Origin of the sequence: Rhodococcus aetherivorans (assembly GCF_025722975.1) — a bacterium.
Classification (GTDB): domain Bacteria; phylum Actinomycetota; class Actinomycetes; order Mycobacteriales; family Mycobacteriaceae; genus Rhodococcus; species Rhodococcus aetherivorans.
Window position 1 is genome coordinate 1,285,235 of the sequence record NZ_CP106982.1, and the last position, 20,165, is coordinate 1,305,399.

General features: G+C 69.9%; 20 protein-coding genes. 11 read left to right on the forward strand and 9 right to left on the reverse strand.

Features of this window, described 5'->3' with window-relative positions:
- The first annotated feature begins 27 nt into the window (after positions 1 to 27).
- Both OCS65_RS06050 and OCS65_RS06055 read left to right on the forward strand, forming a co-directional pair.
- Positions 28 to 849 (forward strand): SDR family NAD(P)-dependent oxidoreductase, encoded by an 822-nt coding sequence (locus OCS65_RS06050; protein ID WP_006931599.1) that lies wholly within the window; start codon positions 28 to 30, stop codon positions 847 to 849.
- A 30-nt stretch (positions 850 to 879) separates the two neighbouring features.
- Positions 880 to 1,800 (forward strand): TIGR03619 family F420-dependent LLM class oxidoreductase, encoded by a 921-nt coding sequence (locus OCS65_RS06055; protein WP_006931597.1) that lies wholly within the window; start codon positions 880 to 882, stop codon positions 1,798 to 1,800.
- Here the strand turns inward: OCS65_RS06055 and OCS65_RS06060 are convergent.
- Positions 1,797 to 2,636 carry a class I SAM-dependent methyltransferase gene (locus OCS65_RS06060; protein ID WP_037201157.1) on the reverse strand — a complete coding sequence of 280 codons (840 nt, stop codon included), beginning with the start codon at positions 2,634 to 2,636 and terminating at the stop codon, positions 1,797 to 1,799. The two genes, OCS65_RS06055 and OCS65_RS06060, sit on opposite strands and share 4 nt — an antisense overlap.
- 49 nt (positions 2,637 to 2,685) lie before the next feature.
- On the opposite strand from OCS65_RS06060, the gene OCS65_RS06065 reads away from it, so the two are divergent.
- Positions 2,686 to 3,276: a helix-turn-helix domain-containing protein gene (locus OCS65_RS06065; RefSeq protein WP_029545988.1), complete on the forward strand. Its 591-nt coding sequence runs from the start codon at positions 2,686 to 2,688 to the stop codon at positions 3,274 to 3,276.
- 9 nt (positions 3,277 to 3,285) lie between these two features.
- On the opposite strand, the gene OCS65_RS06070 is transcribed toward OCS65_RS06065, so the two are convergent.
- The 6 genes from OCS65_RS06070 to OCS65_RS06095 form a co-directional block, all read right to left on the reverse strand.
- Complete coding sequence (locus OCS65_RS06070; protein ID WP_029545986.1) at positions 3,286 to 3,810, reverse strand: nuclear transport factor 2 family protein; 525 nt, start codon at positions 3,808 to 3,810, stop codon at positions 3,286 to 3,288.
- A 13-nt stretch (positions 3,811 to 3,823) separates the two neighbouring features.
- The gene (locus tag OCS65_RS06075; protein WP_006931591.1) at positions 3,824 to 4,288 is read right to left on the reverse strand and encodes a nuclear transport factor 2 family protein; all 465 of its coding nucleotides are present in this window, start codon (positions 4,286 to 4,288) and stop codon (positions 3,824 to 3,826) included.
- The gene (locus OCS65_RS06080) at positions 4,285 to 5,148 is read right to left on the reverse strand and encodes an aldehyde dehydrogenase family protein (protein WP_029545984.1); all 864 of its coding nucleotides are present in this window, start codon (positions 5,146 to 5,148) and stop codon (positions 4,285 to 4,287) included. Before OCS65_RS06080 ends, OCS65_RS06075 begins: the two co-directional genes overlap by 4 nt.
- Positions 5,149 to 5,192: 44 nt before the next feature.
- Positions 5,193 to 6,332 carry an oxidoreductase gene (locus OCS65_RS06085; protein WP_006931588.1) on the reverse strand — a complete coding sequence of 380 codons (1,140 nt, stop codon included), beginning with the start codon at positions 6,330 to 6,332 and terminating at the stop codon, positions 5,193 to 5,195.
- 195 nt (positions 6,333 to 6,527) lie between these two features.
- Entirely contained in the window at positions 6,528 to 7,280 is a 753-nt protein-coding gene (locus tag OCS65_RS06090; protein WP_006944197.1) for an SDR family NAD(P)-dependent oxidoreductase, read from the reverse strand.
- A 16-nt stretch (positions 7,281 to 7,296) separates the two neighbouring features.
- A complete protein-coding gene (locus OCS65_RS06095) occupies positions 7,297 to 8,235 on the reverse strand; it encodes a 3-oxoacyl-ACP reductase (RefSeq protein WP_006944199.1) in 939 nt (312 codons plus the stop codon).
- A 285-nt stretch (positions 8,236 to 8,520) separates the two neighbouring features.
- On the opposite strand from OCS65_RS06095, the gene OCS65_RS06100 reads away from it, so the two are divergent.
- Positions 8,521 to 10,143 carry an acyl-CoA synthetase gene (locus tag OCS65_RS06100; RefSeq protein WP_006944202.1) on the forward strand — a complete coding sequence of 541 codons (1,623 nt, stop codon included), beginning with the start codon at positions 8,521 to 8,523 and terminating at the stop codon, positions 10,141 to 10,143.
- A 66-nt stretch (positions 10,144 to 10,209) separates the two neighbouring features.
- Here OCS65_RS06100 and OCS65_RS06105 read toward each other — a convergent pair whose 3' ends face one another.
- Positions 10,210 to 10,689, reverse strand: a complete 480-nt coding sequence (locus OCS65_RS06105) for a nuclear transport factor 2 family protein (protein ID WP_029545981.1) — start codon at positions 10,687 to 10,689, stop codon at positions 10,210 to 10,212.
- Positions 10,686 to 11,585 (reverse strand): TIGR03619 family F420-dependent LLM class oxidoreductase, encoded by a 900-nt coding sequence (locus tag OCS65_RS06110; protein ID WP_006944207.1) that lies wholly within the window; start codon positions 11,583 to 11,585, stop codon positions 10,686 to 10,688. The genes OCS65_RS06105 and OCS65_RS06110 overlap by 4 nt, the downstream gene beginning before the upstream one ends.
- 247 nt (positions 11,586 to 11,832) lie before the next feature.
- Between OCS65_RS06110 and OCS65_RS06115 the strand changes: the two genes are divergently transcribed.
- From OCS65_RS06115 to OCS65_RS06145, 7 genes are all read left to right on the forward strand, one after another.
- Positions 11,833 to 12,726, forward strand: a complete 894-nt coding sequence (locus OCS65_RS06115) for an IclR family transcriptional regulator (RefSeq protein ID WP_006944211.1) — start codon at positions 11,833 to 11,835, stop codon at positions 12,724 to 12,726.
- Between the two features lie 1,022 nt (positions 12,727 to 13,748).
- Positions 13,749 to 14,714, forward strand: a complete 966-nt coding sequence (locus OCS65_RS06120) for a thiamine pyrophosphate-dependent dehydrogenase E1 component subunit alpha (protein ID WP_006944220.1) — start codon at positions 13,749 to 13,751, stop codon at positions 14,712 to 14,714.
- A 14-nt stretch (positions 14,715 to 14,728) separates the two neighbouring features.
- A complete protein-coding gene (locus OCS65_RS06125; RefSeq protein WP_006944221.1) occupies positions 14,729 to 15,760 on the forward strand; it encodes an alpha-ketoacid dehydrogenase subunit beta in 1,032 nt (343 codons plus the stop codon).
- Position 15,761: 1 nt separating this feature from the next.
- Positions 15,762 to 17,312 (forward strand): 2-oxo acid dehydrogenase subunit E2, encoded by a 1,551-nt coding sequence (locus OCS65_RS06130; protein WP_044476366.1) that lies wholly within the window; start codon positions 15,762 to 15,764, stop codon positions 17,310 to 17,312.
- Positions 17,313 to 17,322: 10 nt separating this feature from the next.
- Positions 17,323 to 18,723 carry a dihydrolipoyl dehydrogenase gene (lpdA, locus tag OCS65_RS06135; protein ID WP_006944224.1) on the forward strand — a complete coding sequence of 467 codons (1,401 nt, stop codon included), beginning with the start codon at positions 17,323 to 17,325 and terminating at the stop codon, positions 18,721 to 18,723.
- Between the two features lie 74 nt (positions 18,724 to 18,797).
- Positions 18,798 to 19,802, forward strand: a complete 1,005-nt coding sequence (gene lipA, locus OCS65_RS06140) for a lipoyl synthase (protein ID WP_044476367.1) — start codon at positions 18,798 to 18,800, stop codon at positions 19,800 to 19,802.
- 4 nt (positions 19,803 to 19,806) lie between these two features.
- Positions 19,807 to 20,088 (forward strand): DUF3263 domain-containing protein, encoded by a 282-nt coding sequence (locus tag OCS65_RS06145; protein WP_006944226.1) that lies wholly within the window; start codon positions 19,807 to 19,809, stop codon positions 20,086 to 20,088.
- The last annotated feature ends 77 nt before the right edge of the window (positions 20,089 to 20,165 follow it).

Sequence of the window (20,165 nt, forward strand, 5' to 3'; positions counted from 1 at the left end):
CGGGGCGCGGCAGCTACCGTCGCGACGGTGACCACCGTTCCGGCTTCGAGTAGTACGTCGCATCCCCTGCTGTCCGGAAGAACGGCGATCGTCACCGGAGGGGCGAACGGCATCGGCGCGGCCGTCGTCCGGCTGTTCGCCGAGCACGGTGCCGGCGTCGTCCTCGTCGACACCGATCGTGGGGCGGCCGAGCGGCTGGCCGCCCGAATTCCCGGCGTGGTGCCGATCGTCGGCGACGCCGCGGACCCGGCCGTCGCGACGGAGGCCGCGAGCCATGCCCCGGACGTACTCGTCAACAACGTCGGTGACTTCCTCCGCCCGTCGACGCCCTTCGCGGAGGCCGACGAATCCGAATGGGAGGCCCTGGCCCGCGCCAATCTCGACCACGCCCTGCGGATGACCCGCGCCGTCCTTCCGGGCATGATCGACCGCGGCCGGGGCGGCTCCGTCGTCAACGTCACCACGGTCGAGGCGCACCGCGGCATTCCCGGGCACGTCGTGTACGGCACGTACAAGGCCGGGCTGCGGCACTTCACCCGCAGTCTCGCCGTCGAGGTCGGCCGGCACGGCATCCGGGTGAACGCGATCGCGCCCGACCTGATCGCGACGCCGCAGGTGCCGTACGAGCGGCTCGTGCCGGAGGCGGACCGGCACCGCTGGCCGGGGTGGGCGCCGCTGGGCGGCCCGGGCCGCCCCGAGGACGTCGCCGGACCGGCCCTGTTCCTCGCCTCCGACCTCTCCCGCTACGTCACGGGGTCCACCGTTCACGTCGACGGTGGCAGCCTCGCGGCCGGCGGCTGGTTCCCGCGCGCCGACGGCTCGTGGACCAATCGTCCCCTGTCGCCCTGACCGGATCCTCTACACCCGAAGGGTTTTCGCGTGAACTTCCTCCCCCCGACGCTGAGCGTCAATCTCCCCAATTTCGGCGACGTGCTGGCCCGCGACAACTTCGCCCACCTCGTGGACGTCGCGGTCCGGGCCGAGGAATGCGGCGTGGACCGCGTGAACGTCACCGACCATGTCGTGATGGGAGCCGACACCTCCGGTTACGCGTGGGGACCGTTCGCCACCGAACCCGATGCGATGTGGCTCGAACCCATGACCGTGCTCGCGGTGATCGCCGGCCGGACCCGCACGATTCGCCTCGGCACCGGCGTGATCATCGCGGCGCTGCGGGGCGCCGCCGTGCTCGCCAAGACCGCGGCCACCCTGGACCACATGTCGGGAGGGCGGCTCGACCTCGGGGTCGGAACAGGCTGGCAGGATAAGGAATACGAGGCCGCGGGACTGAGATTCGCCGATCGTGGCCCGCTGCTCGACGACACGCTCGCCGCCTGCCGGGCGCTGTGGGAGCACGCCCCGGCCTCGGTGCAGCGCCCGAGCGTGGCGTTCACCGACGTGTACTGTGCGCCGCGTCCCGGCGGCCGTCGCATCCCGGTCTGGGTCTCGGGGTCGTTGTCGAAGCCGGTGATCCGCCGGCTCGCCCGGTGGGGCGACGGGTGGATTCCCATCATGGGTGCCGGCCCGGACGAGCTGCGCCGGGGCCGCGATCTGCTCCGCGGCGCGCTCGAGCGGGACGGCCGCGATCCCGACGTCCTGCAGATCCGCGGACGGCTGCAGGTGGTCCACGACTCGGCCGGCGAGATCGCCGTGCCCGCGACGGCGCAGGCGGTGAAGGAGCTTCTCGCCGTGGGTGTCACCGACGTGATGGTGCCGCTGACCCTGGTGCATCCCGATCCGGACCGGGCCGCGGACCGGCTCGCGACGCTCGTCACGGTGCTGCGGGAGGCGGCCCTCTAGCGGCGGCGGGCCGCCCACGCGGTGCGGCTGCCACGGACCGTCAGGTCGCCGCGGTGCAGCAGACCGTCGGGGCTGTCGGGCGCCAGCAGAGCGTCGAGGGTCTCGAGATCGTCGGTGGCCAGCCGGCCGTCGAGCGCGGCGCGGATGCGGGACAGGTAGGCGTGTGCGTAGCGGGCCGCGCTCGGTGGTGCCGGCGCCGCCGCCACGGTGAAGCTGCGCTGGGCGGTGACCTCGAAACCGGCCCGCTCCAGGTGGGTCCGCCAGTCCGGGTGCGCGTTCCAGCCCGCGCGCGCCAGGGCCTCGTGGCAGCGCCGCTCCAGGCCCGGCCTGCCCCGCCCGACGTCGTCGGGCAGGAACCGGGGCAGCTCGTCCATCTCGACGACCACCAGCAGGCCACCGGGATTCAGTGCGGCGTGGAGGTCGCGCAGCACCCTGTCCGGGTCGGCGACCTCGTGCAGCGACGAGGCCGCCCACGCGACATCGACCGTACCGATCGAGGGCCAGGCGGCATCCAGGTCGGCGAGCACGACCCGGAGCCGCTCGGCCGTGCCGTGCTCGGCCGCGGCGGCGCGGACGCGTGCGAGCATCGACGCCGACCTGTCGACCGCGACGATCTCGGCGGCGGGGAAGCGGCGCCCGAGCGCCAGGCTGCCCGTGCCCGTTCCGGCGCCGACGTCGACGATCGTGCGCGGCCCCTGCGGGGCGTGCTGCTCGGCCCACGCGGTCACCTCGTCCAGGTACGAGCCCAGTACCTCCGCGTCCAGGTCCAGTAGTTCCGCCAGCCCGGGGTCGTGGTGTGCGTGCCGGCTGCCGGGGGGCTGATGATCGTGCGTCATGGCTGCCACGGTAGCGACTTCGATGCGTGAAGGGCATACCATCTTGCGTATGACGCAAGATCTCGATCTGGACGCCGTGATCCGCCGACGCATCCGCGGCCTGCGACTGGCCCGTGGCTGGTCGCTCGATTCGCTGGCGGCCCGCTGCCGGCTCAGCCCGTCGACGCTGAGCCGCATCGAGACCGGCAACCGCCGGATCGCTCTGGATCAACTGGTGCCGATTGCCCGGGCCCTGGGCACCACGCTCGATCAGCTCGTCGAATCCGCCGAGGACGAGGACGTGGTGATCCGGCCGCAGCCCGAGCACATGCCCGGGGTGACCACGTGGCTGCTGTCCCGGGAACGTGCCCTGCACGGCGTGACGGTGGCGAAGATGCGTATCACCCCCGACCGGGCCACCGGAACCGGTGCGGCGAAGGTGCATCCGGGCCGGGAGTGGTTCACCGTGCTCTCCGGCACGGCCCGATTGCAGCTGGGCGAGCGGACCGTGCTCGTGCGGACCGGCGAGGCCGCCGCGTTCTCGACGATGGTCCCGCACGTGATCGGTGCCCACGACGGTCCGGTGGAGATTCTCACGATCTTCGACCACGACGGCGAGCGTGCCCACCTCCACGGTGAGCACGGCGCGTCGCGGCCGTGACGCCGGCGGCTACAGCGGTTTCAGAAAGTCGAAGAACCCGGGCGTGTGCACCTGCCGCAGCCGGGTGAGCGCGCGGTAGCTGATCAGCCACACGCCGTCGACCCTCCGGTACTCCTCGTGGTAGTGGCCCCAGCCGTGCAGGTGCTCCTCGACCGCTCCGTTCGCCCACCACAGTTGGTCCTCCATCGCCCAGATCCCGGTGGCCGTGGTGTCGGAGGTGAGCGTGATCTCGGGTGTGTGACCGTGGTGCGCGCTGGTGACCGGCGTGTCTCCGTCGAGCAGGTTCTCGATCGCGCGCCGCAGCGGTTCCCGGCCCACCACCCGGTTGGCGCGATCACCGGTCCGCGGCTGGGTGTCCTCGGGCAGGCCGCCCCACGTCTCGCTCACGACGTCCTCGGTGTGCAGCGTGGGATACAGGTCCCATTGCTTGGTGTCCATCACGCGAAGCCGCGCGGCGAAGAGCCGCTTGATCTCCTCGACGGCCAGCAGTTGTTCCGCGGCGGTCAGCGTCAGGGCCGGTTCCGTATGCGTCACAAGGGCTTTCCCTTCACTCGGTAGCGGATCGGAGCAGCCGCACCTCGCGGTCGGCGGTGAGGTCGACGACCAGTTCCCGGCGCGCGATGCGCCACCCGTCCGGCACGCGGCGGTACTCGTCCCGGTAGCGGACGGACACCGTGTAGTCCCGGTATCCGTCGCCGCTCGGGTACACGTGGTGCGCCTCGCAATACAGCTCGCCCCGGGCCCGGTCGCCGTCGAAGTCGATCACATGCTGGCCGAGGACGTGCCGGGTGGAGTGCAGGTGCGCGACCGCGGCGAGCACCCCCTCGGCGATCGGCCCTGCTCCGGTGAGCACCGGGTCGTGCCCGCGACGGACCAGTCCCGGCGGCTGCACGAACTCGGCGTCGTCGGCGAACAGCGAGCGCAGCACGGTCGGATCGCGCCGGTCGACGGCGCGGGCATACCGTGCGACGACGTCCGCGAGGGCGAGGCGGTCCTCGACGGGGCTGCTCATGCCGGCATTCTCCATCGCCCGCCGGCCGGCGCGCGTCCCTCGTCCCGCTGACCGGACGGCGCCGCGCCGGGGCGGGTGAAGCGCAGGACGGGGCAGGTGCCCGGATGGTCGGTGACGGTCACGACCAGGCCGGCGTTCTCGGTGACGGCGGGGAGCAGCGCGGCATACGTCGCGGCGAGGGCGTCGGCGAACGTGCGGCGGTGCGGTGTCACCGATCGCGCGGCGCCGGGACGCAGCACGGTCGCCGTCCCGGCGCCGGCGGGTGCGCGCTCGCCGGTGATCACCACGTGGTCGAACCGGTCGGCGGTGATCGCATCGTCGTGTTCGCCGACGCCGATCATCACCGCGATGTCCGTGGGGTCGAGCATGGACTCGGCGGCCTCGGAGAGGACACGCACGGTGCGCGGCAGGCCCTGCGCCGGCATCAGGACGGCACGGTGCCCGGTGCCGACCGCGCTGACCCACGGCCCCAGCAGCGAGAACAGGGGAGCGGTGCGGGTTCCGAGGATGGCCACCGTCCCGGCGTCGTGGTGGGGGCCGCAGTGCCACAGCGCTCCGGACGGTCCGGGGATCCGGTAGGTGGGACGGGCGGCGGTGCCCCAGCCTTCCAGGGACTCCCGGACGCGGTGCAGCGCCGTCAGGGAGGTGACGATGTCGTCCATGACCACGTGCGACGGCAGCACACCGTCGAAGTCCGCGTGGACCGCCTCGGTCAGCGGCTTGTGGTGCCGCACGAGCACGTCGATCATCGCGCGGACGGTCCGGACGCGGTGCGCGGGATCGGTGGCCGGCGCGGTCGCGGGCGCACGGCGCTGCCGATCGAGTACAGCGGAAAGCTGCTCGGGGAACGAGGATTCCATGGGGCCTCCTGTCGTCACCGCCGCGTACCCGCCCGTGCCGGGCGCTAGGTCAGCGACGCTTCGTGGATCTCGCGGTCGAATGCGGGCAGCGGTCCCCCGGCGCGCAGGGTGGTCGCCAGCGCCGGATCGGCCAGGTGCAGCCGGCCGACGGCGATCAGGTCGAACTCCCCGCTGCCGAGACGCCGTTCGAGCTCGGGGATGTTGTCGTCGACCGGTGCCGAGCCGCTGATCCGGCTCTCCCGCAGCGACTTGCCGATGCCGACGCTGCCGACGGCCATCGTCGTGACCCCGGTCAGCTGCTTCGCCCAGCCGGCGAGCGAGAGGTCGCTGCCCTCGAAGGCGGGCGTGTCGAAGCGCCGGATGCTCGCATCGAGGATGTCGACCCCGGCCTCGACGAGAGCACCGAGGATCACCTTCAGCTCGTCGGGCGTCTCGGCGATGCGGGCGGTGTAGTTCTGCTGCTTGTGCTGCGAGAAACGGAACACGATGGGCAGGTCGTCGCCGATCTCGGCGCGCACGGCCTCGACCACCGCAGCGGGAAACCGGGTGCGGCGCTCGAGGTCGCCGCCCCAGGCGTCGGTGCGGGTGTTGGTGCCCTCCCACAGGAACGAGTCCAGCAGGTAGCCGTGCCCGCCGTGCAGCGCGATCCCGTCGAAGCCGACCTCCGCCGCGGCGGCCGCCGCGCGCGCATAGGCGGAGATCACGTCGGCGATGTCCTGCTCGGTCATCGCCTCCGTCGGGCGCGACGCCCGCGCGACGTAGTCGGCGGAATACGAGGTGACCCCCGGGGTGCCCCAGCTGCCCGAGGGGCGCATGGGCTTCAGTGCGGGGTCCACGGCGCTCATCGCGCCCCACAGCGGCCCGACGTGCCACAACTGCGGGACGATCCGCCCGCCGGCTGCGTGCACCTCGTCCACGACCCGGCGCCAGCCCGCCAGCGCAGCCGCGCCGTGCATGCGGGGTACCCGCGGATTGTCCACGGCCGTCGGATGATCGACGGCCACCCCCTCGGTGACGATCAGGCCGGTCCCGCCCTCGGCCCGCCGGCGGTAGTAGGCGGCGACATCGTCGCCCGGCACGCCGTCGATCGAGTACGACCGCGTCATGGGTGACATGACGATGCGGTTCGCCAGTTCGAGCGAACGCACGCGGAGCGGGCGGAACAGCGGGGAGGAGGAAGCCATGCGGTCGAAAACCTCTCTCGGCAGGACGGTATGGAATCTCCCGCCTCTCGGCGGGACGGTCTGGAAGTGGCCCGCCGGCCGGGTACGACACCGGCCGGCGGGCCCGTGCGGCTCACATTCCCATGCGGTCCGGCCGGCGGCGACCCGGTGTCCCACTCAGTGCGATCGAGGAACGGGCCGGCGTCCCCGGCCGCGTCAGCGCAACTTGATGCTGCCGCCGTCGGCCATCAGCGTCTGGCCCGTCATGTACCTCGAATCGTCGGACGCGAGGAACACGACCACCGGGGCGATGTCCGTCTCGGGATCGCCGATCCGCTGCAAGGGCACCTTCGCCGCCGCGGCGGCCGCCCGGTCGGGGAACGCCTGCTGCCAGGCGAGCACACCTTCCGTGGCGGCGAACGGGCACACGACGTTGACGCGGATGCCGTCGGCCGCCCACTCGTTCGCGGCCACGCGGCTCACCGCCCGGATCGCCTCCTTCGCCGCCGCGTACGACGTCTGCGTCGGCATGCCGTCGAGGGCGGATCCGGAGCCGAAGTTGACGACGGACCCGCGGGCCTGCTTCAACTGCGGGTGGCAGGCCTGCATGAGGTGCACGGTGGGGTAGAAGCCCGTGCCGAACGACAGGTCGAACATCTCCGCGGTGTGCTCGAGCAGCGGGGCCTGGCGGGACGCGTGCGCGTTGTTGACCAGGACGTGGATGCCTCCGAACGCCGCCACGGCGGCGTCCCGGATCCGCTCCGCGCTCTCGCGCCGGGAGATGTCGGCCTGCAGGAACTTCGCCTCGCCGCCGGAGTCGACGAGTTCGGTCTCGAGGGCGTGGCCGCGGTCGTCGTCGACGTCGACGAACAGCACGCGCGCGCCCTCGCGGACGAACACCCGGGTGACGGCGCGCCCGATCCCGCCCGCGCCGCCGGTCACGACGGCGGTTTTTCCGCTCAGTTTCACGACCGTGTCCTTCCGCTCAGGCGCCGACGGTCTCACCGGTGGCCAGCGCGACCTTCTCCAGTTCGGCCACACTGTAGGCCGAGTACGTCTCGTACGGTCCGCGACCGGAGAAGTAGGACGACAGCTGTCCGCCGAGTTCCTCGACGGTGAACGCGGAACCGGCGGCGTCGAAACGGTGCTCGACCTTGGGTGCTTCCATGAGCGCGACCATCTTGCCGTACACGACGAAGACCTGGCCGTTGACCTCGTCGGAGGCGGGGGAGGCGAGGTACCGGACCAGGGTGGCCACTCGCTCGGGCGCGAGCGGGTCCAGGCCCGACGCACCGGTGTTGTTCTCGCCGAACGCGTCCGCCGTCATGGCCGTGCGGGCGCGGGGGCAGATGGCATTGGCTCGCACCCCGTACCGCGACAGGCCCTGGGCGGTCGAGAGGGTCAGGGCCGTGATGCCGGCCTTGGCGGCCGAGTAGTTGGGCTGCCCGGCCGAGCCGAACAGGAACGCCTCGGAGGAGGTGTTGATGACGCGGCCGTAGACCGGGCCGTTTGCGTCCTTCGAAGCCTGCCGCCAGTGCACGGCCGCGGCGCGCGACGTCGCAGCGTGGCCCTTGAGGTGTACCCGGATCACGTCGTCCCAGTCCGACTCGGACAGGTTGAAGATCATCTTGTCGCGCAGGATGCCGGCGTTGTTGACCAGGATGTCCATCGAGCCGAACTCGGTGACCGCGGTGCGGACGAGTTCCTCGCCGAGTGCCCAGTCCGAGACGTCGCCGGTGACGGCGACGGCGCGGCCTCCGACGGCGCGGATCTCGTCGACGACGTCGTGGGCGGCGGCACCCATGTCGTTGACGACGACGGCGGCCCCGGCGTCGGCGAGGGCGAGGGCTTCGGCACGGCCGAGGCCGGCGCCTGCTCCGGTGACGACGGCGGCGCGGCCGTCGAGGGTCAGGTTCTGGGTCATGGTGGGCTCCTTGTGTCCGTGCGGGTATGCAGAACGATGACTGAAAACTAGTATTCATTCTATTGCTTGCACAAGGGTGTTCTCGGACCGCGGTCCCTCGGGTGGGAGGCGGTCCTCGAATCCTGCAGCCAGGCTGGTGGCCTGGCTCCTCGTTCGTCGCTATCCGGCCGTTGATCCAGGAATAGGAATATGTTCTACTGAATCTGCTGTGATCCGCGGCACACACGCGACGATCGTGTGGGCGTGCGCGTCCTCGCCCACCCACGAACTCCGGAAGGACCCGCGATGTCTCTGAACCTGGCCGACCTCACCGAGGCCGTCGTCGATGCGATACCCGACCGGACGGCCCTGAGCTGCGGGGACGAGTCCCGGACGTACGCCGAGTTCGACGCCCGCGCCAACCGGGTCGCGCATTACCTCGCGGCCGTCGGAGTGACCGCAGGTGATCATGTGGGCCTGCACATGCGCAACAGCCTCGAATTCCTCGAGGTCATGTTGGGCTGTTTGAAGATTCGCGCAGTACCCGTGAACATCAACTTCCGCTACGTGGGTGCCGAGCTCGTGCACCTCTACACCGATGCGGACCTCGTGGCACTCGTGCTCGACGACGAGTTCGCCGACGTCGCGGCGCAGGCCGTGCCGCACACCTCACGGCTGCGGCACATCGTCGTCGTCGGAAGCGCGGAGACGGCGGCGCTCGAACAGGCTGCGGCAGGTGCGGGTGCGACCGTGGTGCGGTATGCGGAGGCGGCGGAGAGCGCCTCGGCGGAGAGGGATTTCGGTGAGCGCAGCGGCGACGACCGGTACATCCTCTACACCGGCGGCACGACGGGCATGCCCAAGGGTGTGATGTGGCGGCACGAGGACTTCTACTTCGCGGCGCTGGCCGGCGGCAACCCGTACGGCGAACCGCACCGCAGCCCTGCCGATCTCGCCGCGGCCGCCGCGGCAAACGAGCACCCGATGTCCTATCTCGTCACGGCACCGCTCATGCACGGGGCTGCGATGTATTCGGTGCTGATGGGGTTGTTCACGGGTGCGAAGCAGGTGCTGATGCGGTCGTTCGAGCCGGTGGAGGCGCTACGCCTGATCGAACGGCACCGGATCGCGATCGTGATGGTGGTCGGCGACGCCATCAGCCGGCCGCTGGCCGACGCGGTGGCCGCACGCGGCAAGGAGTTCGACCTGAGTTCGCTGCTGGTCATCGGTTCCGGCGGGGCGCTGTGGTCGGCGAGTGTGCGCGCGCAACTGGCGGAGCTGCTGCCGAACGTCTACCTGCGCAACTCGTTCGGCTCGTCGGAGGCAGGCGCGACCGGCACCCTCGACGTCGGTTCGGACGGCCGTGCCCGGATCTCCCCGTCGCCGACGCTACGGGTGGTCGATACGGATCTGGCCGAGGTCGAGCCCGGCTCGGAGACCATCGGCTACCTCGCGCGCATCGGCCACGTCCCCCTCGGCTACTACAACGACCCGGACAAGTCCGCGGCGACGTTCCCCGAGCGCGACGGCGTGCGCATGTGCCTGCTCGGCGACCTGGCCACCGTGGAGCCGGACGGCTCGATCGTGGTACTCGGCCGCGGCTCGGCGTGCATCAACACCGGCGGCGAGAAGGTCTACGCGGAGGAGGTCGAGGAGGCCGTCAAGAGCCATCCAGCCGTCCTCGATGCGGTGGTGGCTGGAGTGCCGGATCCGCTACTGGGAGAACGGGTCTCGGTGGCCGTCCAGTTCCGTCCCGGTGTGGAAGCGCCCTCGGTCACGGAACTGGCCGATCACTGCCGGACCCTGATCGCCGGGTACAAGATCCCGAAGACGATCGTGTCGGTTCCCGAGGTGATGCGCTCACCGGCGGGGAAGGCGGACTATCGGTGGGCCAAGGCGACGCTCGAGAACGCGACCGTCGACGCCTGACGCCGTCGGACACGGGAGCGGCCGGCCCCACATCCGGGGCCGGCCGTTCCCGGTCTTCGGGGCACGTCAGCGGCCGGCTCGGGCGAGCAGCTCGCGCGCTTCGTCGCGGCCGTCGAGGACCCGTGCGGTGCGCTTGCGGATCCGCCACCGACCGTCGTTCTTGACGAGTTCGAAGCGGTTGGCCGTTACGCGCCAGACGCGGAAGCCGTTCTCGTCGTGCCGCAGCAGCTGCGAATGGCAGGTGGCCACGGCAGTGTCACCCTCGACCCGGATGTGCACAGGGTCGAGGAGGTGTCCGCATCCTTCGTGGATGTAGTCCTGGTGCGGCCGCGTGCGCACCATCTCCATGATCTCCTCGCGGCCGTTCATGGTGCGCATGTCGACGTCGTAGACGGCGTCCTCGGTCCACAATTCGCCCACCGCGGCGGCGTCACCGGCATCGACGGCCGGGCCGTAGGCGGTGACGATCTCCTGGACGGCGATCTTGTCCTCGAGGAGCTGGACGCGGGCGAGGAGGGACTGGACGAGCTGTGCGGTGTCGGTCATCGGGTCTCCTGTTCGGACGGTTCGGCCGGGGCGAAGTCCAGCCCCAGGTCGGTGCCGAGTGCCCGCAGGCACTCGAGTTGTTCGCAGTAGTGTTCGACGCCGGTCGCGGCGACGGTCGCCCCCACGACGGTGGCGCCGGCCTCGCGACGGCGTTCCAGGGACCGGACGGTGCGCTCGCGCGCGCCCAGCGGGTCGAGGGGCGCCCCGGTGTCGAGGACGACGTCGAAGCCCGCCGGGAGGTCCACCCGGCCCAGCATCGCGGTCAGGTCGGGCAGGGGCAGACCGAACGGCACCCAGCCGTCGCCGTGGGAGACGGCGCGGCGCAGCGAGCGCAGCGTGCGGCCCCCGATCCACAGCGGGACGCGGGGTTGGACGGCGTGCGGCTCCACGAGCAGGTTCTGGAATTCGTAATAGGACCCGTGGTACTCCGGCAGGCGTCGGGACAACGCGGCGCGCAACGCGGCCAGGGCGTCGTCGGCGCGGGCGCCCCGGTCGTCGAACGGGGCGCCGAGGAGGTCGAACTCCTCGCGCAGGCTGCCCACCCCGAGGCCGAGCGTCAGCCGGCCGCCGCTGAGGACGTCGAGGGTGCCGTAGCGTTTGGCGATCTCGAGCGGGTGGTGGTAACCCAGGACGAGCACCTGGGTGGCGAGCCGGATGCGGTGCGTCCGGGCGGCGAGATAGCTCAGGGTGGCGAGCGGGTCCCAGTAGGTGCCTCCGCGGGTGTCCGCGATGTCCACCGGCACGGCGACGTGCTCACTGCAGGTCAGATGGTGGAAGCCGAGCCGGTCGGCGGTCCGGGCCACCCGGACGAGGTCGTCGACGCCGGCGGCGCGTTCCCACGGTGAGTGCACGCCGGGGTGCTGGACCACGACGGGGCTGACGATTCCGATGCGCATGCGAGCCTCTCCGCTGCCGGGACTGGGAGGGTGTCGGTCCGTTGTACCGGACGGCATCGCTCCGTCGCGGCCGACGTTCCGATGAGCGGGATCCGGGTCGATCGCGGACGCGAGGCGCGTCAGGGTCGCAGGTGGGAGATTCGCGCCGCCGATCACTACTGGTGGCGAGAGTGAGCTGATACACTTTCAGAATTCATTTCAGTTTTCCCGCTTCCACCCCGGGAGCAGATGTATCGGGAGGCCGCAGATGGCAGTCGTCGAAGCAACGGAACCGACAGCTACCTCCGCCCCGCGGCGCGACGTGCCGCCGTCGATGGTCGAACGGATGACACTCATCCTCGACGCGTTCGAGGGCCGGTCCTCGCGGCTGACGCTGGAGGAGGTGGCGTGCCGCACCCGGCTGCCCCGCTCGACCGTGCACCGCATCCTCGATCAGCTCGTGAAGCTGAACTGGGTCGATCACGCATCCTTCGGCTACTGCCTCGGCCGGCGGGCGCTCGGTCTCGGCGGCGGGGACGGTGGCCACGGGGAGATCCGGGCGTCGGCGGCGCCGCTCCTGCACGAGCTGCACATGCAGACCGGCATGGTGGTCCACCTCGCCGTCCTCGACGGCGCCGAGAGCGTCTACCTCGACAAGGTCGGCGGCCGCTTCGCCGCGGCGCTGCCCTCGCGGGTCGGCGGCCGGGCATCGGCGTATACCACTGCCGGCGGCAAGGCGATGCTCGCGTGGCTCGAGCCCGAACGCGTGGACGACCTGTACGAGCGGCGCCTGGCCCGCCGCACCGAGCACACCATCGGTGACCTTGCGACCCTGCACCAGGAACTCAGCCGGATCCGGCAGCGGCGCGGTCTGTCGTTCGAGCGCAGCGAGTCCGTACGCGGCGTTGCCTGCGTCGCCGTCGCGGTGCGCGGGCACGACGGTCCGGTCGCCGCGATCTCGCTGTGTGGCGACGCCCGCACCGCGCAGCTCGAGCGGGTCGCGCCCCTCGTGGTGGATGCCGCCCGGGAGGTCTCCCGCAGCCTCTACCCGGAACTCGGCGCCCCGCGCCGGGGCCGCAGGGCACCCGAACCGCCCGAGAGCACGTGGTCCCCGGACGCGATGGACCGGTTGCTGTCGGTCCAGAGCGGGCAGTGGCTCTAGCGACCAGCGGCGCCAGCGGTCACCAGCTCTGATCGAGACCGCGGCCTGGGCACCGCCGACAGCGGTTCGTCGGCGCGTCCTGCGCCGCCCCCGGCGGACTGCACCCAGACCGTCGGCGCGCGTGATCCGGCGCCCAACATGTAGAGGATCGGCTGCGGCCGCCGGCGGAACAGCCGATACGGTATGCCGCGGTCCGCGGCACTCCCAGTCGACTTCTGTCCGTGCCGGTGCACTCGAATTCGGTTTCGGACGGGCGGGTGTCATTGCCGCGGATCGGTGACACCTGCTGGTTCGACGCCTCAGTTCCGCACCGCATCCGATCGGTCGCAACCGAGCCCTCCGAGGCGCTCGTGGTGACCAACGATGTTCCCGTGCAACAGCGGGACAACGAGGGCATGGCGAGCGGGCGGTCGACCCGACCGAGGATGCGATCGCCGAGGCCGTGTCGGCCGAGCACCACAGGCGCATGGCCGCCGTGCTCGACGACTTCACTGCCGCCGCTGCACCGGTGTTCGAGCGGATGGCCCGGCTGGGACACATCAGGATCTGCGCAACGACCTGGATTCCAGCCAAGTGGCCTTCGTGACGGCGGCTGCCATCCGCGGGGTGGAGGAGGTGTGACCACCGACCACTGAATTCACCAGGCACACAGCGGTCTTCACCGGTTTACTACCGACACCGCCGGATCAGGGCGCATGAAGTGCCGACGGGAGTACCCGGAGCAACCCCCGCGCCGAGCGGATGTCGGATGCTCTCCTCGCGCGGCGCCAGTCCGTGCCTGCTTCTCGGGCGCGCGGTACCCAGCTCGCGCGCGTTCCGTGCGGCGCTCGGCCCGGCTGCCACCGCGAGTGCTCGTGCGGGGTCCGGGCTGCAATCCGCTGCAACGTTGAGTGGGCTCGCCCCCTCTCCCTACATTCGTGGCCTGGGTTACACGGCGTGAGACGAGAACCGTCCCGAAGTCTCGTCACGCTCGGGGCCTGAACCTGTGCGGCCGGCCCTCGGACAGAAAGTAGAGGAGAGCAATGGCGCTGAACAAGAGTGCATTACTGAGCGCGTATCGGAAGATGTCGGAGATCCGCGAATTCGAGGACCGGTTGCACGAGGAGAACGCGACCGGCGACATCCCGGGGTTCATCCACCTGTACTCGGGGCAGGAAGCGATCGCAGTCGGTGTGTGCGAGAACCTGAACGACACCGACTACATCGGCTCCACCCACCGCGGGCACGGCCACTGCATTGCCAAGGGGTGTGACCTCGACGGGATGATGGCCGAAATCTTCGGCAAGAACGACGGATTGTGCCACGGCAAGGGCGGATCGATGCACATCGCCGACCTGTCGGTCGGCATGCTCGGCGCGAACGCGATCGTCGGCGGTGCCCCGTCGCTGGCGATCGGCGCTGCGCTGAGCGCCAAGACCCTGGGGAACGGCGGTGTCGCGGCCTCGTTCACCGGCGACGGCGGATCCAATCAGGGCACCGTGTTCGAGGCCATGAACATGGCGGTCGTGCTCGAGTTGCCGATCGTCTTCGTCATCGAGAACAACGGATTCGGTGAGGCCACCGGCCGCGACTACGCGGTCGGCACACCGAGTATCGCTGGGCGGGCCGCGTCGTTCGGGATGCCCGCCACCACCGTCGACGGTACCGACTTCTTCGAGGTCCACGAGGCAGCGCGCGAGGCGGTCGAACGAGCCCGCAGGGGAGGCGGTCCCTCCACCATCGAGGCGGTGGCACACCGCTGGCACGGCCACTTCGAGGGCGACGCCCAGCTGTACCGCACCGCGGACCAGGTCGCCGAACTCCGCAGGACCCAGGATCCGCTGGTGAAGTTCCGCGCGAAGGTCGACGGCAAGAAGGTCACCGCGAAGGAACTCGATGCGATCGACGCCGAGGCTCGTGAACGGGTCGACGTCGCCGTCACGAAGGCGCGAGCTGCCGAGTACCCGCCGCTGACGAACCTGCTGACCGACGTCTACGTGTCGTACTGAGAGAGAGAACGAAAATGACCACGTCGAAGACGACATATCGCGAAGCGATCAAGGCCGCACTCGCACAGGAGATGCAGCGGGACGCGACGGTCGTGCAGATCGGTGAGGACCTGCGCGGTGGTCACGCCGGCACCAATCCGGAACTCGAGTCCGGGAAGGTGGAGGCGTTCGGCGGTGTGCTGGGGGTGACGAAGGGTCTGTGGACCGAGTTCGGTTCCGACCGTGTCATCGACACCCCGATCACCGAGTCCGCGATCATCGGCATGGCAGCCGGCGCTGCTCTGACCGGGCTGCGGCCGGTGGCCGAGTTGATGTTCATGGACTTCTTCGGAGTCTGCTACGACGCGCTCTACAACCAGGCGGCGAAGTTCCGGTACATGTTCGGCGGCAAGGCCCGTACCCCGCTGGTGGTGCGGGGCATGATCGGCGCCGGATTCTCCGCCGCCGCTCAGCACTCGCAGTCACCGTACAACGTGTTCGCCGCCGTTCCCGGCCTCAAGGTCGTCGCCCCGTCGAACGCCTACGACGCCAAAGGCCTGCTGATCCAGTCGATTCGCGACGACGATCCGGTCGTGTTCTGCGAACACAAGACACTCTACGACGTTAAGGGCGAGGTTCCGGACGAGCCGTACACGATCCCGTTCGGTGTCGCCAACTACACCCGTGAAGGCACGGACGTCACGATCATCGCGCTGTCGGCGATGGTGAACGCCGCCAACGCCGCCGCGGACAAGCTGGCCGCCGAGGGGATCTCCGTCGAGGTCGTCGACCCCCGCACGGTGTCGCCGCTCGACGAGGAGGGCATCCTCGAATCCGTGGCGTCCACCGGCCGGGTAGTGATCGCCGACGAGTCCGCGGCGCGCTGCGGGTTCGGTCACGACGTCGCCGCGCTGATCGCGACGCGTGCTTTCGGGTCACTGAAGGCGCCGATCGAACTGGTCACCCCGCCGCACACTCCGGTGCCGTTCTCCCCGGTCCTCGAGCAGGCGTGGCTGCCGAACGCGGCTCGGATCGAGGCCGCCGTCCGCAAGGTTGTGAGTGCCTGACATGAGTGAGATCAAATTGATCGAAGTTCCGAAGTGGGGCCTGTCCATGGAGGAAGGCACCGTGGCGGAGTGGCTGGTCGAGGAGGGAGCGTCCTTTTCGAAGGGCGACCTGATCTGCGAGATCGAGACCAGCAAGATCGCCAACCAGTTGGAGGCGCCGTTCGACGGGGTGCTCCGACGGGTCGTCGCCAAGCCGGGGGAGACGTTGCCGGTCGGTGCGGTGCTGGCGGTGTCGGCCGAGGCTGCAGTCTCCGACGCCGAAATCGAGGAATTCCTCGCCGGCATCGGGGCGGATCAGGTGCCGACCCCGGCCGAGTCCGGGCGCTCACCGGCCGGACAGCCCGCCCCCGCGCAGCCGGATCTCGAGAGCAGCCCGCCGGCGCCGGCGGCCCACGAATCGGTACCGGTGACCGGGGCGACCACCGGGTCCCGTCAGCGGCCCGGTGCGATGATCGTTCCCGATGCCCTGCGAGGACGGACGAACGGTGACGTGTTCGCGACCCCGCACGCCCACCGCTTGGCGGACGAGTTGTCGATCGACCTGGCCCGTGTGACGGGGACCGGCCGGGACGGCCGGATCTCCGTTGCCGACATCCACGACACGATCCGGGCGGCCGGTGGAACCGTCGCACAACCGCCGTCGCCGACGCGGTCAGGTATACCGGGACGTTCCTTCGAGGACGACAGCACCGTCCCGGCCACCCCCGTGGCCCGACGTCTGGCCGCATCCCTCGGGATCAACCTGCACGACTGCCGGGCCACCGGGTCACGCGGCCGGGTGTGTGAGGCCGACGTCCGCGAGGCCGAGTGCCGGTTCCGGCTGCAACCGGAAGTCGTCGCAGCGCCCGAACCCGTCGCGGAGGCGGAGTTCGAGACGATTCCGTTCACCGCGATGCGCAAGGCGATCGGGCAGCGGTTGCAGGAGTCGAAACGCAGCGCCCCGCACTTCCGGCTCACCGCGGACCTGCAGATCGACGATCTTCTGGCCTTGCGGGCAAAGATCAATGCAACCGTTCCGGCCGTCAAGCTGTCGGTCAACGATTTCGTCGTCAAGGCGTGTGCCGCGGCGCTGCGGAAGGTGCCCGATGTCAACGTTCAGTTCGACGAGGCGACACAGTCGGTGCTGCGCTATGCAAGTGCCGACATCTCGGTGGCTGTCGCACTGCCGTCGGGTCTGATCACCCCGATCGTGCGCGGCGCCGACGGCAAGACTCTCGCCGAGATTTCCGGGGAGGTGCAGTCACTGGTGACCAAGGCCAAGACCGGGAAACTGGCGGTCGACGAGTTCCAGGGCGGCACCTTCACGGTGTCCAATCTCGGCATGTTCGGTGTGCGGGAATTCGACGCGATCATCAACCCACCGCAGGGCGCCATCCTCGCGGTCGGTGCCGCACAGGAGCGTCCCGTCGTTGTCGACGGTCAGGTCGTTGCGCGCACGATGCTCACCGTCACGCTCTCGTGCGACCACCGGGTGATCGACGGCGCGCTCGGCGCGACCTTCCTGCGAGAACTCCGGCGTTTCGTCGAGTCACCCGCGCTGATGCTGGTCTGAGAGGTACACCATGACAGAGAAATACGACGTCCTCGTCGTCGGCAGCGGGCCGGGTGGCTATGTCGCCGCAATCCGTGCCGCGCAGCACGGTCTGCGCACCGCCGTCGTCGAGCGGGACCGGCTCGGCGGGATCTGCCTGAACTGGGGGTGCATCCCTACCAAAGCGTTGCTGCACGGTGCCGATGTCGCCCACACGCTGGCGAACCTTCGGCCGCTCGGGTTCAGTGCGAGTGGTGTGGAATTCGACATGGCACGCCTCGTCGAGTTCAGCCGGTCGGTGTCGGGGCGACTGTCCGACGGCATCGGCTACCTGATGAAGAAGAACGGCATCGACGTCGTCCGGGGGTCGGCGCGGCTGCTCGACAAGGGAGTCGTCGCAGTGACGGCCGCGGACGAGTCGGTGTCCGAGTATCGGGCCGACCACGTCATCCTGGCCACCGGAGCCCGGCCGCGTTCGGTTCCCGGTGTCGTGCCTGACGGCGACCGGGTCTGGACATACTTCGATGCTCTGGTCCCGTCGGAGCTGCCGAAGTCATTGCTGGTCATCGGATCCGGTGCCATCGGCGTCGAATTCGCGAGTCTGTACAACGATCTCGGGACTGACGTCACCCTCGTCGAATTGGCCCCGCAGATCATGCCGGTCGAGGATGCTGCCGTCGCAGGCCATGTACGGCGGCAGTTCGAGAAGCGAGGCATCGGGATTCACACCGGCGCCTCGGTGTCCGAACTGACGGTCGGCACGGATGCCGTCACCGTGGCCGTCCGGTCGGCCGACGGAACGATCGATGAAGCGACCGTGGACAGAGTTCTCGTTGCGGCCGGAATCCAGGGCAACGTCGAGGGTCTCGGCCTCGAGGAACTCGGTGTCGAAGTCGATCGCGGATTCGTCACCACCGACCAGTGGTGTCGCACTACCGCATTCGGCGTGTACGCGATCGGTGACGTGGCGGGCGCACCCTGCCTCGCCCACAAGGCCAGCCACGAAGCCGTGCTGTGTGTGGACAGGCTCGCCGGTGCGGATCACGTCCGGCCGTTGGACCGCGACTACGTTCCGGGCTGTACCTACGCGAGGCCGCAGGTCGCCAGCCTCGGTCTCACCGAAGAACGAGCGCGTGCGACCGGCCGTCGCCTGCAGATCGGGCAGTTCGATCTGCAGGCGTCCGGAAAGGCGCGCGCGATCGGCGAAGCCGACGGCTTCGTGAAGACGATCTTCGACGCCGACAGCGGCGAACTCCTCGGTGCCCACATGGTCGGCCCGGATGTCACCGAGCAGATTCAGGGATTCGGCATCGCTCGATCCCTGGAGGCGACCGCCGACGATCTCGCCGAGGTCGTCTTCGCGCACCCGACACTATCGGAGGCGATGCACGAATCGGTTCTGGCCGCACTGGGCCGTCCGATCAACATGTAGCAAGTCCCGCCGAACCGCGGACCCGGGTGGGACCGTGGTTCGGCGGGAACTCACGCCCAGGAATCGAACAAAACGTGAATCCCATACCTGGAACATCACCCGAGGGGCCGGTTCCGTCGGGCCGCAGATTGCTTCGACTGGAGGTCCGCAATGCGCAAACCCCCATCGAACGCAAGCCGAACTGGATCAAGACCCGCGTCAAGACGAGTCCTGCGTACGCCGAACTCGAGAGCCTGGTCGAACGCGAAGGACTGCACACGGTGTGTGCGGAAGCCGGCTGCCCCAACATCTTCGAATGCTGGGAAGACCGCGAAGCCACGTTCCTGATCGGCGGTCGGCAGTGCACGCGCCGCTGCGACTTCTGCCAGATCGACACCGGCAAACCCACCGACCTCGACCGGGACGAGCCCCGCCGCGTCGCCGAGTCCGTGCACGCGATGGGACTTCGGTACTCCACCATCACCGGGGTTGCCCGCGACGACCTGCCCGACGGCGGCGCCTGGCTCTACGCCGAAACCGTCCGACAGATCCACGCCCTCAACCCCGGGACCGGCGTCGAGAATCTCGTCCCCGACTTCAGCGGAAGGCCCGACCTGCTGGCTGAGGTGTTCGACTCCCGGCCCGAGGTGCTCGCCCACAACCTCGAGACCGTGCCGCGGATCTTCAAGCAGATCCGCCCCGCGTTTCGCTACGAACGCTCGCTCGGTGTGCTCGCCGCGGCCCGCGACTTCGGCCTGATCACCAAGTCGAACCTGATCCTCGGTATGGGGGAGACCCCACAGGAAGTGCAGCAGGCGATGATCGACCTGCACGATGCCGGCTGCGACATCCTCACCATCACCCAGTATCTGCGTCCCTCGCCGCGGCACCACCCGGTAGAGCGGTGGGTCGAGCCGGAAGAATTCGTCGAGTACTCGAAGGCCGCCGAGGAGGTCGGTTTCGCCGGCGTCCTGGCGGGGCCGCTCGTGCGTTCCTCGTACCGCGCCGGCCGCCTCTACGCCGACGCCATGGCTCACCACCGCCGTGAACTCGCGGCTCCCCTCAGCCATCTCGCCGAAGCGCACCCGTCAGGAGATTGACCACATGAGTTCCGCTATCGAAGACAACCGCATCATCGAATTCGCCCGTCGCGGGCTGCCGTACGGGGGCGGAAGTCCCGGCGACCTTCTGGTCGAATTCGGTATGACCCCAGCCGATTATCTGATCCGGTTGGGTGAGATCCTCGACAGCCCTGTCGCCTTACGACTGCACCCCCGGCTACGTGCGGACCTGCGCAACTTCGTCGCTGCGCGCACCCCTGCGCCGCGCGCCGCGCCGAATCGGAGCGACCAGGTTCGGAGAGGATCCCGGTCCGCCGCGGTGTGAGCCCCGGGAGCAGGGCACGCGTGCCCCCAGATTCGTCGACACGGAGGCGGCGGGGTTCGGAGCGAGATGTTCGCAGG